This window comes from Brevundimonas sp. (assembly GCF_036400995.1).
Classification (GTDB): Bacteria; Pseudomonadota; Alphaproteobacteria; order Caulobacterales; family Caulobacteraceae; genus Brevundimonas.
In genome coordinates, this window is record NZ_DASWWG010000041.1 from 1 (window position 1) to 14,136 (window position 14,136).

16 protein-coding genes and 1 pseudogene are annotated in these 14,136 nt (G+C 68.3%); 13 read left to right on the forward strand and 4 right to left on the reverse strand.

Annotated features, from left to right (window positions below):
* From VGE03_RS05830 to VGE03_RS05860, 7 genes and pseudogenes are all read left to right on the forward strand, one after another.
* A pseudogene (locus VGE03_RS05830) lies at positions 1-948 on the forward strand (hypothetical protein); the annotation flags it as partial.
* Between the two features lie 112 nt (positions 949-1,060).
* On the forward strand, positions 1,061-2,221 hold the full coding sequence (locus VGE03_RS05835; protein ID WP_331045534.1) for an isovaleryl-CoA dehydrogenase: 1,161 nt from the start codon (positions 1,061-1,063) through the stop codon (positions 2,219-2,221).
* Positions 2,218-2,523: a hypothetical protein gene (locus VGE03_RS05840; protein WP_331045535.1), complete on the forward strand. Its 306-nt coding sequence runs from the start codon at positions 2,218-2,220 to the stop codon at positions 2,521-2,523. Before VGE03_RS05835 ends, VGE03_RS05840 begins: the two co-directional genes overlap by 4 nt.
* On the forward strand, positions 2,520-3,902 hold the full coding sequence (locus tag VGE03_RS05845; RefSeq protein ID WP_331045536.1) for a hypothetical protein: 1,383 nt from the start codon (positions 2,520-2,522) through the stop codon (positions 3,900-3,902). The genes VGE03_RS05840 and VGE03_RS05845 overlap by 4 nt, the downstream gene beginning before the upstream one ends.
* 81 nt (positions 3,903-3,983) lie before the next feature.
* Positions 3,984-4,166: a DUF3008 family protein gene (locus tag VGE03_RS05850; RefSeq protein ID WP_331045537.1), complete on the forward strand. Its 183-nt coding sequence runs from the start codon at positions 3,984-3,986 to the stop codon at positions 4,164-4,166.
* A gap of 55 nt (positions 4,167-4,221) precedes the next feature.
* On the forward strand, positions 4,222-4,857 hold the full coding sequence (locus tag VGE03_RS05855) for an exopolysaccharide biosynthesis protein (protein WP_331045538.1): 636 nt from the start codon (positions 4,222-4,224) through the stop codon (positions 4,855-4,857).
* Between the two features lie 102 nt (positions 4,858-4,959).
* Positions 4,960-5,640 (forward strand): exopolysaccharide biosynthesis protein, encoded by a 681-nt coding sequence (locus VGE03_RS05860; protein WP_331045539.1) that lies wholly within the window; start codon positions 4,960-4,962, stop codon positions 5,638-5,640.
* Between the two features lie 63 nt (positions 5,641-5,703).
* Here the strand turns inward: VGE03_RS05860 and VGE03_RS05865 are convergent, their stop codons facing one another.
* The 3 genes from VGE03_RS05865 to flbT form a co-directional block, all read right to left on the reverse strand.
* Positions 5,704-6,531 carry a flagellin gene (locus VGE03_RS05865; protein ID WP_331045540.1) on the reverse strand — a complete coding sequence of 276 codons (828 nt, stop codon included), beginning with the start codon at positions 6,529-6,531 and terminating at the stop codon, positions 5,704-5,706.
* A gap of 321 nt (positions 6,532-6,852) precedes the next feature.
* Entirely contained in the window at positions 6,853-7,218 is a 366-nt protein-coding gene (flaF, locus tag VGE03_RS05870) for a flagellar biosynthesis regulator FlaF (RefSeq protein ID WP_331045541.1), read from the reverse strand.
* Positions 7,178-7,600 carry a flagellar biosynthesis repressor FlbT gene (gene flbT, locus VGE03_RS05875; protein WP_331045542.1) on the reverse strand — a complete coding sequence of 141 codons (423 nt, stop codon included), beginning with the start codon at positions 7,598-7,600 and terminating at the stop codon, positions 7,178-7,180. Before flbT ends, flaF begins: the two co-directional genes overlap by 41 nt.
* 148 nt (positions 7,601-7,748) lie before the next feature.
* On the opposite strand from flbT, the gene VGE03_RS05880 reads away from it, so the two are divergent.
* From VGE03_RS05880 to VGE03_RS05890, 3 genes are read left to right on the forward strand one after another with little or no spacing between them, the layout of a single operon-like run.
* Positions 7,749-9,551: a tetratricopeptide repeat protein gene (locus VGE03_RS05880; RefSeq protein ID WP_331045543.1), complete on the forward strand. Its 1,803-nt coding sequence runs from the start codon at positions 7,749-7,751 to the stop codon at positions 9,549-9,551.
* A gap of 39 nt (positions 9,552-9,590) precedes the next feature.
* The gene (locus tag VGE03_RS05885; protein ID WP_331045544.1) at positions 9,591-10,037 is read left to right on the forward strand and encodes a hypothetical protein; all 447 of its coding nucleotides are present in this window, start codon (positions 9,591-9,593) and stop codon (positions 10,035-10,037) included.
* 11 nt (positions 10,038-10,048) lie between these two features.
* Positions 10,049-10,252: a hypothetical protein gene (locus VGE03_RS05890; RefSeq protein ID WP_331045545.1), complete on the forward strand. Its 204-nt coding sequence runs from the start codon at positions 10,049-10,051 to the stop codon at positions 10,250-10,252.
* Between the two features lie 222 nt (positions 10,253-10,474).
* On the opposite strand, the gene cysS is transcribed toward VGE03_RS05890, so the two are convergent.
* Positions 10,475-11,884 (reverse strand): cysteine--tRNA ligase, encoded by a 1,410-nt coding sequence (gene cysS / locus VGE03_RS05895; RefSeq protein ID WP_331045546.1) that lies wholly within the window; start codon positions 11,882-11,884, stop codon positions 10,475-10,477.
* A 161-nt stretch (positions 11,885-12,045) separates the two neighbouring features.
* Between cysS and folE the strand changes: the two genes are divergently transcribed.
* The 3 genes from folE to VGE03_RS05910 all read left to right on the forward strand — a co-directional run bounded on the left by folE (position 12,046) and on the right by VGE03_RS05910 (position 13,842).
* Positions 12,046-12,654 (forward strand): GTP cyclohydrolase I FolE, encoded by a 609-nt coding sequence (gene folE / locus VGE03_RS05900; RefSeq protein ID WP_331045547.1) that lies wholly within the window; start codon positions 12,046-12,048, stop codon positions 12,652-12,654.
* A 163-nt stretch (positions 12,655-12,817) separates the two neighbouring features.
* Positions 12,818-13,252 carry a biopolymer transporter ExbD gene (locus VGE03_RS05905; RefSeq protein WP_331045548.1) on the forward strand — a complete coding sequence of 145 codons (435 nt, stop codon included), beginning with the start codon at positions 12,818-12,820 and terminating at the stop codon, positions 13,250-13,252.
* A 149-nt stretch (positions 13,253-13,401) separates the two neighbouring features.
* Entirely contained in the window at positions 13,402-13,842 is a 441-nt protein-coding gene (locus VGE03_RS05910; protein WP_331045549.1) for a biopolymer transporter ExbD, read from the forward strand.
* Positions 13,843-14,136 lie beyond the last annotated feature (294 nt).

The window sequence follows — 14,136 nt, forward strand, 5'->3', positions numbered from 1 at the left end:
GCCTCGCTGCTGGGCGAACCCCACGAAGCGGAGGCCGTCGAGCCGGTAGAGGCGGCCGAGGCGGCCGAGGCCCCCGCGCCGGAGCCCGCCGAACCGGAAGCCGGGCCCGCGCCGGGAGGCGAACCGGAGCCCGCGCCGGAAGCGCCGCGCGCCCTGCCCCTGCCGAGCGTCTGGACTCCGCACGGGCAGAACCGCTGGACCCCGTCCACGCCCGCCGCGACCGCCGCCCAGTTCCAGCGCTATTCGCCCTACGCCGCCGCCATGATCGGGCCGCTGCCGGGCTTCCCGACGGCCGCTGCCGACGCAGAGTCGGAGGCCGCGCCGGTCGCTGAAACAGCCGCCGAGGCGCCGGTGGACGCGCCGGAGGTCATCGAGGCTCCCGTCGAGGTCGATCCGGCCCCCGCCGAGGTGTCGGTCGAGGCCCCCGTCGAAGCGCCTGTCGAGGCCCCCGTGGCCGTCACGCCGCCTCCCGCGGCTCCGGCGGTGGGGCCGACGGTCGAGGTCCCGGTCTTTACGCCGGTGGCCCCGATGTTCAGCCCCGCACCCGGGCCGTCGCCCTTCCCGCCGCTGGAGCTGACCCCGGCCGTCGAGGCCGACTTCGCCGAACCGGCCCGCGACGTCTGGGCCCCGGAGCAGCGCGAGGGCGCCGACGAGGCCGACGAAACGGTGCTGTTCGAGGAGGAGCCGCCGCTGGCCGTGCTGCGCCACGAGGTGGAGCCGGACTCGCCGCGCCGCTTCGACTGGATCGAGACCGGCCCCTACATGATCATGGGCGGGCTGGGACTGTTCTCCTGCGCCGCCTCGGCCGCCGCCTTCCGCAAGGCGATGACCGACCAGTCGCCGCTGGACGACTTCGCCGTCATCGCCTGGGTGCTGGCCCTGATCGGGGTGATCTGCGTCGGCGTCTCGGCCTGGAACCTGTATGTGAAGGCGGGCAAGCGGGACTGATTTTCCCGCCGAAACGGCGATCCGGGAAAGGAAATCGTCGCTCGGAACGGTGTCGCAGCCACGCCGTCCGCGCGCGCTTCCGCTCGGGAAAGGAATGGGCTACGCCCGGCGCATGAGCATTCCTTTCGCGCCCCAATCCATGGAATTCGGCCTCGGCGAGAACGCTGACGCCATCCGCGACACCACCGCCCGCTGGGCCGCCGACCGGCTGGCGCCGCGCGCCGCCGAGATCGACGAAAAGAACGAGTTCGCCCGCGACCTGTGGCCCGAGATGGGCGAACTGGGCCTGCACGGCGTCACCGTCGAGGAAGAGTACGGCGGCTTGGGGCTGGGCTATCTGGAACACGTGGTGGCGATGGAGGAGGTGTCCCGCGCCTCGGCCTCGATCGGCCTGAGCTACGGCGCCCACTCCAACCTGTGCGTCAACCAGATCCGCCGCTGGGGCACCGCGGAGCAGAAGGCGAAATACCTGCCCAAGCTGATCTCGGGCGAGCATCTGGGGTCGCTGGCCATGTCGGAGGCCGGGTCGGGCTCGGACGTGATGTCGATGCGCACCCGCGCCGAAAAGAAGGGCGACCGCTACGTCCTGAACGGCACCAAATTCTGGATCACCAACTCGCCCACCGCCGACACCCTGGTGGTCTACGCCCGCACCGGCGAGGGCAACGGCGGGGTCACCACCTTCCTGATCGAGAAGGGGATGAAGGGCTTCAGCGTCTCCAAGAAGCTGGACAAGATGGGCATGCGCGGGTCGGACACCGCCGAGCTGGTGTTCGAGGACTGCGAGGTCCCGGAAGAGAACGTCATGGGGCCGGTCGGCGGCGGCGCCGGGGTGCTGATGAGCGGCCTCGACTATGAGCGCACCGTCCTGTCGGGCGGGCCGCTGGGCATCATGCAGGCGGCGCTGGACGTGATCCTGCCCTACGTCCGCGACCGCAAGCAGTTCGGCAAGGCCATCGGCTCGTTCCAGCTGATGCAGGCCAAGGTCGCCGACATGTACGTGGCCCTGAACAGCGCCCGCGCCTACGTCTATGCGGTGGCGCGCGCCTGCGACGCGGGCAAGACCACCCGCTACGACGCGGCGGGCGCCATCCTGCTGGCCTCGGAGAACGCGGTGAAGGTCTCGCTCGAGGCCGTGCAGGCCCTGGGCGGCGCCGGCTACACGAAGGAATGGCCGGTCGAGCGGCTGGTCCGCGACGCCAAGCTGTACGACATCGGCGCGGGGACCAACGAGATCCGGCGGTTCCTGATCGGGCGCGAACTGCTGGGGTGAGGTTCGCCCTTCCCCTCCTCTGTCTGGTGATCGGGATCGGGGCCGGCTGCTGGCTGAAGCTGCTGGCCGACGACCTGAACCGCGCCGCCCATCGCCGCCGCCGGCGGCCGGGGACCTCGTTCGAGCCGGACGTCGATCCGGAGGAAGAGGATGATCACGGCGCGTTCTCGGACGGGCTTCGGATGCTGGCGGCCGATCCGAACCTGCCGCCCAATATCCGGAACAAGCTGCGTCTCTTCCGGGTCCTGCAGGCGGTCACCATCATCGCCGGCGCCGCTGCGTTCCTGACCACGCCCCGATGAGCCTGTTGTCTGGCGCCCTGCTGGTCCTGGCCGTGTCCGCGCCGCAGACGGCGGACGACCCGGCGGCGATCCTGGCGGAACGCGCGCGCGCCGTAGAAGCGCAGGGAGACGCACTGGCGCGCATCTGGCCGGGCTACTGGCCACCGGATCAAGCCTTCATCCTTTACCTGCCCGGAACCGGAGCGGCCTACGGCGGCGAGGCCGCGCGCCATGGCCGCCGCTTCCGCCCCGGCGAGATGGAAGACGTCCGGTTCACCTTCGTGCTCGACTACCCGGACAGGGCTGACAACACGATCCTGCTCCGGCTGGACAGTGCGGAAGAGGAGCTGTCCACCCTCTTCCACGAACAGTTTCACGACTACCAGAGCGGCGCCTTCCGGTGGTTGGATCGGGGTGGGAGCGGCGGCGAGTTCGTTGATGTCTCGGCTATTCCCGACCTTGAGGCTTTCGCGGTCGCGGCCGAGCAGGAACGCCGGTTGCTGTACGCCGCGATGGGCCCTGTCACGCCGGAGGAGCGCCTGATGCTGGTCCACCGCTACCTTGCAGCGCGAGAGCGACGGCTGGCCGACTTGCCGCCCCCCATCCGCAACATCGAAAGCCACATGGAGTGGAACGAAGGCACGGCCGAGTACGCCGCCCTGCGCGCCATGACCGTGATGGAGCCGGGCGGCCCGTCGATGGAGGATCGGGTGCGGGAACGGCTGGCGCGCCCGCTGCTGCGCCCCGGCAGTTCATACGTCGGAGACGTGTTCCGGGGCCGCGCCTACGGGACCGGCGCGGCGATGATCGTCCTGATCGAGGAACTGGGCGCGGCGAACTGGCGCCGGCGGATCGAACGGGGCGAGCCTCTGGTGAGCCTCCTGGCCGAGGCCGCAGGCGAGCGACCGTCGCTGCCGCCTGAACCGGTCGATGAGGCCGTAAGCGAGAACATTCGTCGTCAGATGACGCTCCCTCCCGGCGCTGTCGCCCAGCCCGTCAGCGTCGCCGACTTCCTGTCGCGGTCGCCTGACTGGCTGGTGGTTCGGTTCGAAGGGCCGGTTCGACGCTCCCGTCCGGTCGGACTGAGTTTCGGCGCCCGCGGGATGACGCCTCTCCCCGGTGGAGCCCTGGCCCTTCAGGACGTGCGCGAGGTACTGGCGGAGTTCGACGGCGCCCGAATCGAGACCCGTGGACGACCCGTGATGATCCAGGAGCCGGTCGGACCGACCCGGGTGGTGGCGACGACGCTCTATATCGCCCTGTCGGAGGGTGAGCGGGAGCGCCTCGTCTCCGGCGAGAGGGTGATCGAGTTGGAAAACCTCCGTCTGGAACTGCCGCCGCACGCCGTGATCGGGGACGTCGACGGTCGCCGGACGATCCGCGTCATCGACGCGCCCTGATCGGCCTGTCCGCACTGCAGCGGCCGCAACGGAACCCCCGCCCCGACCGCCGGTTGCGCCTTCACCAGAAGGAGCCCGCCCATGCCCGCCGTATCCGCCGCCCAGCAGAAGGCCGCCGGGGCCGCCCTGTCCGCAAAGCGCGGCGAGACGCCCAAGTCGAAGCTGAAGGGCGCGTCCAAGTCGATGGTCGAGTCGATGACCGAGAAGCAGCTCGAAGAGCTGGCGCACACGAAGCGCAAGGGGAAGCCGGAGCACAGGGTCTGACGCCCGTACGGCGAAGGATCGTGACGCCGTCGCGAGACCGCGTCATCGTGCCCCCATGTCCCTGACCGAGACCTCCACCGGACGGCCGCGGGCGTTTTCGGACGTCGTCGAGACGCTGGGGACGCGCCCGGGCGAGAAGCTGTGCCTGGGCGAGATCGTCGAGGCGTTCGGCGACCGGGCGTTCGGGCCGGTGATGTTCTTCTTCGCCCTGCTGAACATGCTGCCGTGGCCGCCCGGCGGGACGACGCTGACGGGGGCGCCGCTGCTGCTGCTGTCGATGGAACTGGCGCTGGGGCGCGACAGCCTGTGGATCCCGCGCTGGGCCGAGCGGATCGCGGTGCACCGGCAGACCTTCCGCAAGCTGAGCGGGCGCTTCCGCAAGCCGCTGAAGCTGACCGAACGACTGGCCCGGCCGAGGCTGTATGTGCTGACCGGCGGGCTGGGTCAGGGCCTGATCGGTCTGGCGTGCGTGTTCCTGTCGGTGGTGCTGGTCCTGCCGGTCTGGGGCGGGAACCTGCTGCCGGCGGTGGCGATCGGCTTCTTCTCGCTGGGGGTCATGCAGAGGGATGGGCTGGCGGTGCTGATCGGCTGGCTGCTGACCGCGGGAACGGTGGCGGTGCTGTTCCTCGCCTGGGCGCTGATCGTGGCGGCGGTGGAGCACGGACTGCGCTGGTTCGGCCACCTGTTCTGAACCCGCTTTGTCGCATGGACGTTTCTTAAGTGGCGTAACGGCATAGCCGCGCCTAGATCAGACCTTCCCGCCGCTTCGTCCCCCCGGAACGCCCGTCAGCCGATGCCCGACTACGACTATCAGGCCGACACACGCCCGTTCTCGCAGGTGATCGAGGACATCGGCGCCAAGGATGATCCCAAGCTCTATATCGGCGAACTGATCAACGCCTTCGGCGAACGCGGTTTCGGCGCGACCCTGCTGTTCTTCGGCCTGCTGAACATGGTGTTCGGGGCGGTGCCGGGCACGACCACGGTCCTGGGCGCGCCCATGCTGCTGATCGGCGTGCAGTTGCTGACCCGGCGCGACCAGCTGTGGATGCCCCGGTGGCTGCTGGCCCGATCGATCGAGCGGTCCACCTACCGTGAGGCGGTGAACAAGGTCCTGAAGCCGCTCCGCAAGGTCGAGCGGCTGGCGCGGCCGCGCATCGAGGTGATGACCAGCGAACTGTCGGAGGTGTTGATCGGCGCGGCGATCATTCTGCTGTCCGGCGTGCTGATGCTGCCGATTCCCGGCGGGAATTTCGTGCCGTCCTTCATCATGTCGATGTTCGGCTTCGGCCTGCTTCAGCGGGACGGGCTGGCGGTGCTGATCGCCTGGGGCGCGGTGGCGCTGGTGGCCACGGGGGCGGTGATCGTCTGGGCCGCCTGGGAGTGGGTGTCGCCCTATCTGCTGCCCGTGTGGGACTGGCTGGTCGGCATGCCGTCGGCGGTCTGGCACGCCTTCACCGGCCTGTTCAGCTAGGCCCGGACGCACGAGACGCCGGAGAGGTGAACCCCTCCGGCGCCTGCGAGAACCCGTCGTGAATTACTGGAACAGCGAAAGGACCAGCTGCGGCGTCTGATTGGCGATGCCCAGAGCCTGAACCCCCAGCTGCTGCTTGGTCTGCAGAGCCTGGAGCTTGGCGCTTTCCTTCGCCAGGTCGGCGTCGACCAGGTTGCCCACCCCGGCTTCCAGAGCGTCCGACAGCTTGCCGACGAACGTCAGGTGAGTGGTCAGGGCCTTCGACTTGGTGCCCAGACGCGCCAGGGCGCCCGAGACGTTGTCGATGGAGGCGGTCACGGCCGAGAGGGACGCGGTCGCCTTGGTCAGGGTTTCGATCGACTGCGTCGTCGCGACCGTCACCGTCGTGCTGCCCAGAGCCATGACTTCAGCGCCGACCGTCAGGGTGGCGTTGCCTTGGGCGTTGGCCAGAGCCGAGAACCCGGTGGCGCCGGTCTTCAGCAGGTTGATCCCGTTGAAGTCAGCGTTGCCGGTCACAGAGGCGATCTGGTCGCGCAGGGCCTTGAAGTCCTCGTTCAGGGCATTACGGGACGCGGTCTTCAGCGAAGCATCGGTCGCCGCGAGAGCCTTCTCCTTCATCTGCAGCAAGAGGTCAGAGACCGTCTCGCCTGCCGCCAGAGCCACATCGACCGCGGCGACGCCACGGTCCAGCGACTGTTTCACCGCGTTCAGCGCCCCGATGTCGGCACGTTGCCCCTGAGCGATAGCCCAGATAGCCCCGTTGTCCTTGGCGTTGGAGACGGCCTTGCCGGTGTTGATCCGGTTTTGGGTCGTCGCCAGTTGGGCGTTGGTCGCGTTCAGGTTCTGGAGCGCAATTTGAGCGCCCACGTTGGTGTTGACCGACATAACCATCGGGTAGTTCCTTCCATTCTGGTCGGTTGTGAACGGCCTTCTGGCCGTAGAACCGGTTCTGGTTCGCGCACGCCCACGCAAGGCATGGGCCAGAACAACCCGTTGATTTTATTGAATGGAATGGACGCAGAGGCTGCCGGTCGGCAGAATTGGCCGGGCGTGGCGGCGCCGCTACGCAGACAGGGCGCCGGGGTCGCGGAGGTCTCGAACGTCGGTGTCGGAGGGTCAGCGGGCCGGCGACGGCGCCGCCCCCTCCTGATCGCTGACGCGATCTGTCCTCCCCATCGCCTTGAAGGGGACGATGGAGAGGCGAGCCGGGGCTCAGCCCGCCTGGGGACCGGGGCCCTGGAGGCCCTGCATGATCGACTTGTTGATGTCGATCAGCGCTTCGAAATCATCCTCGCCGCGCATGATCGCGGAGGAGTGACGCCCGACGAACAGGCTGATCGAGATGATCTGGGCCCGCAGCGCCATGGGCATGGCGTTGTCGGGATTGGAGCAGTCGGTGGCCAGGGTCGACCACAGGCGACGGTTCCAGTCGAGCGCCTCGATCCGGGTCTTGATATCCGAAGCCTCGACCGTCGAGGCGTGCATCAGCGCCCGGGTCACCTGCCCGAACAACCGGTACTCAGCCTCGCGGGGGGTCTCAGCCCGCGTCGCCGCGGTCTTGTACGCCTGAAGCGACATTCGCCAGACCTTCCTCGTAATCCACCAGTTTGCGGGCCGCCATCAGGGCCTTGTAGTACTCGCGCGCCATCACGTGCCGCGACGCCGCGACGCATTCGGCCAGAACGTCCGGATTGCGCGACGCGCCCATGAACTCGGTCAGACGCAGGGCGAACTCGTCGTACACCTTCGGGGCCGAGGCCTCGTCGAGGTACATCATCATGACCGGGAAATAGATGCGTTTGGCGGGGCTGTTCGCCTCCGACTGCTGCATGATGTCCTTCTCGCGAAGGACGCTGGCCTTGTTCTGCAGGATCAGGACGCCGCGACGGTCGCCGTTCTGGACGACAGCCCCGTTCAGGACGAACTTTTCGCCCGGCTTGAGCGACAGCTTCAACGGCATATTGGGCGTCTTTCCCTTCGGCCCGGCGTACAGTTCTAGGAAGCCGGGAACCAACGCAGGCTAAACAGGCGTGGTTAACCATCTCTTGTGAGGGGACGGCGTCATATCCCCTATCCGCCTCATTTCCCGAGTCGTTTCGAGCCTGCCCATGTCCGCCCCCCAAGTGATCGACGACACGGCCGCCCACGCCCCCGCCCCGACGGCGCAGGGAATCGCCGGCGACGCCGCCTCCCCCGCCGCGATCAGCCGCCTTTCGAAGTCGCTGGCCGGAACGCGGTCGGTGAAAAGCCAGCGCAAGGCGCTGGAATTGTTGAAGTCGGCGCTGATGGCGATCCGCGTCAACGACTTCTCCAAGGCGACCGAGCGGGTGCTGGAGGCGCTGAAGGTCGATGAGACCAGCGGCCTGGCCTGGCACGTGCTGGCCATCTGTCAGGAGAAGCAGAACCGGTTCGGCCCGGCGATCCACGCCTATGAGGCCGCGTTGCAGCTGCTGCCGGACCACACGGACATCGCCCACGATCTGGGGCGGCTGGCGCAACGGCTGGGCTATCTCGACATCTCCGAGAAGCTGCTGCTGAAATTCCTGGCGGCCAACCCCGGACATATCGAGGCGACCAACAACCTGGCCTGCGTGATGCGCGACCAGAACCGCTACGGCGACGCGGTCGAGCTGCTGCGCCCGCTGCTGCAGATCGAGAGCGACAGCGCGGTGCTGTGGAACACGCTCGGCACGGTGCTGAACGACGAGGGGCGGCTGGATGAGGCCCTGACCTTCTTCGAGGAGGCGCTGCGGCTGGACCCGACCTTCGCCAAGGCCCGCTACAACCGGGCCAACGTCCGCCGCCCGCTGGGCGACGTTCCGGGCGCCATCGCCGACATGGAGGCCGCCCTGCCCGGCGCCGAGAGCGGCTATGAAGTGGCGATGATGAACATGGCCCGGGCCCTGATGCTGATGGGCCAGGCACGCATCCCGGAAGGGTTCGAGGCCTATGAGGTCCGGCTGGACCCCAACCTGCCGGACGCCATGGGCGTGGCGGTCGACGCGCCGCGCTGGGATCCGAAGACGCAGGACGTCGCCGGCAAGCGCATCCTGATCGTCGGCGAGCAGGGCATCGCGGACGAACTGGTCTTCTCCAACTGCGTGCAGGACCTGATCGACGCGGTCGGGCCGGACGGCCAGGTCTATCTGGCGGTCGAACAGCGGATGGTCGGGCTGTTCCAGCGGGCCTTCCCCGGCGCGATCGTGGGCGGGCACAAGGCGGTGCGGCTGGAAGGCCGCCTGACCCGCTACGTCCCCTTCGCCGAAGAGATCGCGGAGGCCGAGGGCAAGCTGGACTACTGGGTCCCGCTGGCCAGCCTGATGGCGGTCTATCGCAAGACGCTGGACAGCTTCCCGCCCCCTCGCCAGTACATCGTCCCCTCGGCCGAGAAGGTCGAATACTGGAAGGGCGAACTGGCCAAGCTGCCCGCCGGGCTGAAGGTCGGGCTGCACTGGAAGAGCCTGGTCATGACCGGGGCGCGGGCGGCCTTCTTCGCCGCCGGATTCCAGCTGTGGCAGCCGATCCTGACCGCCCCCGGCTGCGTGATGGTCAACCTTCAGTGCGGCGACGTCTCCGCCGACCTGGAGGCGGCCGAGAAGGCCGGGGTGTTCATCTGGACCCCGCCGATCAACCTGAAGGACGATCTGGAGGACGTGGCCGCCCTGTCGGTGGCCTGCGACGTGGTGCTGGGGCCGGGCATCGCCGGGACCAATATCGCCGCCGCCTCGGGCGCGCGGACCTGGATGGTGGCGGCGCCGGACGACTGGCACCTGATGACCACCGACCACTACGTCTTCTATCCGGACGTGAAGATCTTCGTGCGCGCGGCCGTCAACGGCTGGCCCGAGGTGATCGACCGGATGCGGGCGGCGCTGGATCGGGTCGTGGCGGACGGCTGGAACGCCGCCTGAGCCGTGGCGTTGTTCTCCCTGAGACACAGGGAGGCGAAAATGCCCGAACTCGACGACTACAGGGACGACCAGGAACAGTCTGAAGTCTTTGACGAAACCCACCTCGACGACGAGGGGGACGGCGATTTCCTGCTGGATGAGGCGGACCCGGTGCTGGACGTCACCCAGGCGGACGGCGATGCGGACGAGGACGCGTTCGACGAGGACGACCTGGACGAGATCGACGACGAACTGGGCGCCTCGGGCATCGAGGCCGAGGCCGACGCCCTGCTGGGGCTGGACGGCCAGCGCCTGACCGAGATCGACGGCGAGAGCGGTGGCCAACTGGGCGCCGACGAGGTCGAGCTGGTCTATGCGGGCCTGATGGAGAACGAGCGCGGGGCCCAGGCCAGCGCCGCCCACTGGGAGGCCAAACGCCTGTCGGACGACGACATCGCCGACCTGGGCTACGGCCCCGACGGCGACGAAGACCACCCCGCGAACTGAGGAGAGAGACGATGACCACTCAGTCCGAACACACCGCCCGCGAGGACGGCGACGCCGACACCCCGCACGCCAAGCGCGCCCGGCCGATCAAGGGCAAGCCGGATCAGCTGGAAAAGCTGGCCGACGCCGAGGACCGGCAGGAGGCGCTGGTCGACGAAGGGGTCGAGGAGACCTTCCCGGCCAGCGATCCGGTGAGCGTGAAGCGGATTACGTGAGGCTGCGCTGACGACTCACCTCTCCATCGCCCGCTTCAAGGCGATGGGGAGGACAGATCGCGCCAGCGATCAGGAGGGGGCGGCGCAGGCGGTGGACGGTCAGCCGCCGACACCGGTGTTTGAGCGACCTCCTGTCCTGACGGAGCCGCCCTCACCTGATCGGCGAAGACGCCGATCTGTCCTCTCCATTCGCTTGAGGGCGAATGGAGAGGTGAGCCGGGTTCAGGCTTTGACCCGCCAGGTCGCGCCCTGCGGCCCGTCCATCACCACGACATTGAGCGCGTTCAGGCGGTCGCGGATGCGGTCGGCTTCGGGCCAGTCCTTGGCGGCGCGGGCGGCGGCGCGTTGTTCCAGCAGGGCCTCGACCTCGGTGCGGAGGTCGTCGGAGACGTCGCCCTCGAGCCAGGCGGCCGGATCGTTCTGCAGCACGCCCAGGACGGCGGCGCAGGCCAGGAGCTGGCCCTTGGCCGTCGCGACGGCGGCATGGTCGCCGGCGGTCATGCCGCGCTCGATCTCGCTGGACAGGGCGAACAGGGCCGCGGCGGCGCCGGGGGTGTTCAGGTCGTCCTCGATGGCCTTCAGGAAGTCGGCGGGCAGATCGTCCGTCGAGGCCTCCACGGCCGCCGCGCGGTGCAGGGCGCCGTAGAGGCGGTCCAGCGACTTGCGGCTCTGTTCCAGCAGGCCCTCGTTCCAGTCCAGCGGCTGGCGGTAGTGGGCCGACAGCAGCGCCCAGCGGATGACCTCGCCCGGCAGGCGCTCCAGCAGGGCGTGGGGCAGCAGGATGTTGCCCAGCGACTTGGACATCTTCTCGCCGTCCAGCGTCAGGAAGCCGTTGTGCATCCAGTAGCGGCTGTATTCGGCGTGCGACTCCGCGCCGTGGGCATGGCCGTGGGCGCAGACGCCTTGGGCGATCTCGTTCTCATGGTGCGGGAAGACCAGGTCGATGCCGCCGCCGTGGATGTCGATCGGCAGGCCGAGGTTGGCCTCGATCATGGCCGAGCACTCGATGTGCCAGCCGGGGCGACCGTCGCCCCACGGGGACGGCCAGGACGGCTCGTTCTCCTTCGACGGCTTCCACAGGACGAAGTCGTGCGGGTTCTTCTTGTAGGGAGCCACCTCGACGCGGGCGCCGGCGATCATGTCGTCCAGATTGCGGCCCGAGAGCTTGCCGTAGGTCTCGTAGGAGGAGACGTCGAACAGGACGTGGCCCTCGGCGGCGTAGGCGCAGCCGTGGTCGATGATCGCCTGGATCTGGGCGACGATGGCGTCCATGTGGTCGGTGACGTGCGGCGCCAGGTCCGGCGGCGAGACGTTCAGACGCCCCATGTCCTCCAGATAGGCCTTCTCGTAGCGGGCGGTGATCTCGCTGATCGGCACGCCTTCCTTGAAGGCCTTGGCGTTGATCTTGTCGTCCACGTCCGTGACGTTGCGGGCGTAGACCACCTTGTCCGCGCCGTAGGTGCGGCGCAGCAGGCGGACCAGCACGTCGAACACCACGGGCGGGCGCGCATTGCCGATGTGGGCGAAGTCATAGACCGTCGGGCCACAGACGTAGAGCGTCACCCGGTTCTCGTCTTTCGGCGTGAACACGCGCTTCTCGCGGTGCAGGGTGTCGTGAATCGTCAGCGGCATAGTGAGGCGATGGCCTTGAGTTTTCTTGCAGGACGGACAGTCCGCCCCATATAGCCGTGCTGCCGCGCGTGCGAACAGCACACGAGGTCTATAAAGGGAGAGCGGCGCGCGTCCATCCGGGACCTTCGTTCCGGCGCTACTTCGTCGCTTGAGTTGAGAGAATGACCGTCACCCCCGTCCTGGCCAGCGACAACGATCAGGTCCAGCGCCCGTCGCGCGAGGAGGCCCTGAAGGCCGTGCGCACCCTGCTGGCCTGGGCCGGCGACAATCCGGACCGCCCCGGGCTGAAGGACACGCCCAAGCGCGTCGTGGACGCCTATGGCGAATGGTTCGACGGCTATGACGCCGATCCGGCCAAGGAGCTGGGCCGCATCTTCGAGGACGTGCAGGGCTACGAGGACATGGTCCTGCTGCGCGACATCGAGGTGGAGAGCCACTGCGAGCACCACATGGCCCCCTTCATCGGCAAGGCCTATGTGGCCTACATCCCGAACGAGAAGGTGGTCGGCATCTCGAAGCTGGCCCGCGTGGTGGAAATCTATTCGCGCCGCCTGCAGACGCAGGAAGTGCTGACGAACCAGATCGCCGACGCCATCGAATCGAATCTGGCGCCGCAGGGCGTGGCGATCCTGATCGACGCCGAACACCAGTGCATGACGACCCGCGGCGTTCATCATCGCCACGTTTCGACCATCACGACGCGTTTCACTGGCGTCTTCAAGACCGACGCGGCGTTGAAGGACCGATTCCTCAAGCTCGCGAAGGGCTGAATCGGTTCGCCTGAGAGGCGTATTCCGGGCGTCAGGCGACGGTTCGGAACCTCTATGACGCCGAAGCCGCTTTACAAGCCGGTTCCGGGACGCCAAGAGACGAACCGAAGCTTTCAGTGACGCTCGCCGCGGAATGCGCCGGGCCTGATGGAGACACCCACCTATGGGCGCCAAACTTTCCGGTCCGGGCAGCAAGGCCGGCACGATCGAACAGAACGCGGACATCAACGTCACGCCGTTCGTGGACATCATGCTGGTGCTGCTGATCATCTTCATGGTCGCGGCCCCGATGGCCACCGTTTCGATCCGCCTCGACCTGCCGCCGGCCGTTCCGCCGCCCCCGGGCACCCCGAAGAAGGACCCGGTCTACGTTTCGATCCAGGAAGGCGGCGACCTGTACATCGCCGAGCGCCCGACCTCGATCGCGACCCTGCCGCAGGACGTCTGCGCCGCCCTCGAGTCGGCCAACTGCCAGGAAGAGCGCGTCTTCGTCCGCGCCCAGGCCGAAGTGACCTACAACCAGTTCATGGAAGTCATGAACACCCTGCAGGGCAACGGCTTCTTCAAGGTCGGCCTGCTGAACGAAGACATCGAATAGGCTTTTCGCCGGTTCGCACGGAACAGGGCCGCTTCCTTCGGGAGGCGGCCCTTTTTCATGCCCCCTTCCCGCCCTGAAACCGCCCGCTGGGCCCCGCCAGCTTGGCCTTGCCGGCGCACTGGCGCGCCGGTCGACAGGGAGGATTGGCCATGGGTGCGAGAGTTTCAGGTCCCGCCGGACAGGGTGGAGCCACGGTGGACCAGAACGCGGACATCAACGTCACGCCGTTCGTGGACATCATGCTGGTGCTGCTGATCATCTTCATGGTCGCCGCGCCGATCGCGACGGTGTCGCTGCGACTGGACCTGCCGCCGGCGAGACCTCCCGTCGGCGCCGTCGAGCACCGGGATCCGGTCTATGTGAGCGTGCAGGAGGACGGAAAGCTGTACCTGGCCGACCGCGAGACCAGCATGGACCGTCTGGCCGCCGACGTCTGCGCCGCGACGGGCAAGGGCGCCGGATGCCACGACGAGCGCGTCTTCATCCGCGCCCAGCCGGAGGTTCGCTACGACCGCTTCATGGCGGTGATGAACGGCCTGAAGGCCAGCGGCTTCGACAAGGTCGGCCTGCTGAACGAGGATATCGAGTAAATCAGTACCCTTCCCCCTTCACGGGGGAAGGTGGGCGGCCAAGCCGCCCGGATGGGGGTGCTGCCGGCGACGCCCTGTCCCCTTTGGACAAGGCGGTGTTTCCCCCCCATCCGTCTCGCTCCGCGAGCCACCTTCCCCCGCAAGGGGGGGAAGGGATCGCATTTTACTGCACCGACTGGCGCGGCTGGTTCGAGGCGGCGGCGGCCGGGGCGGCGGGCTGGTAGGGGCGTTCGCCGGCGGGTTCGGGCGTCGGGGCCGGGGTGCGAGCCGCGGGACGGGCCGGAGCGGCGGCGG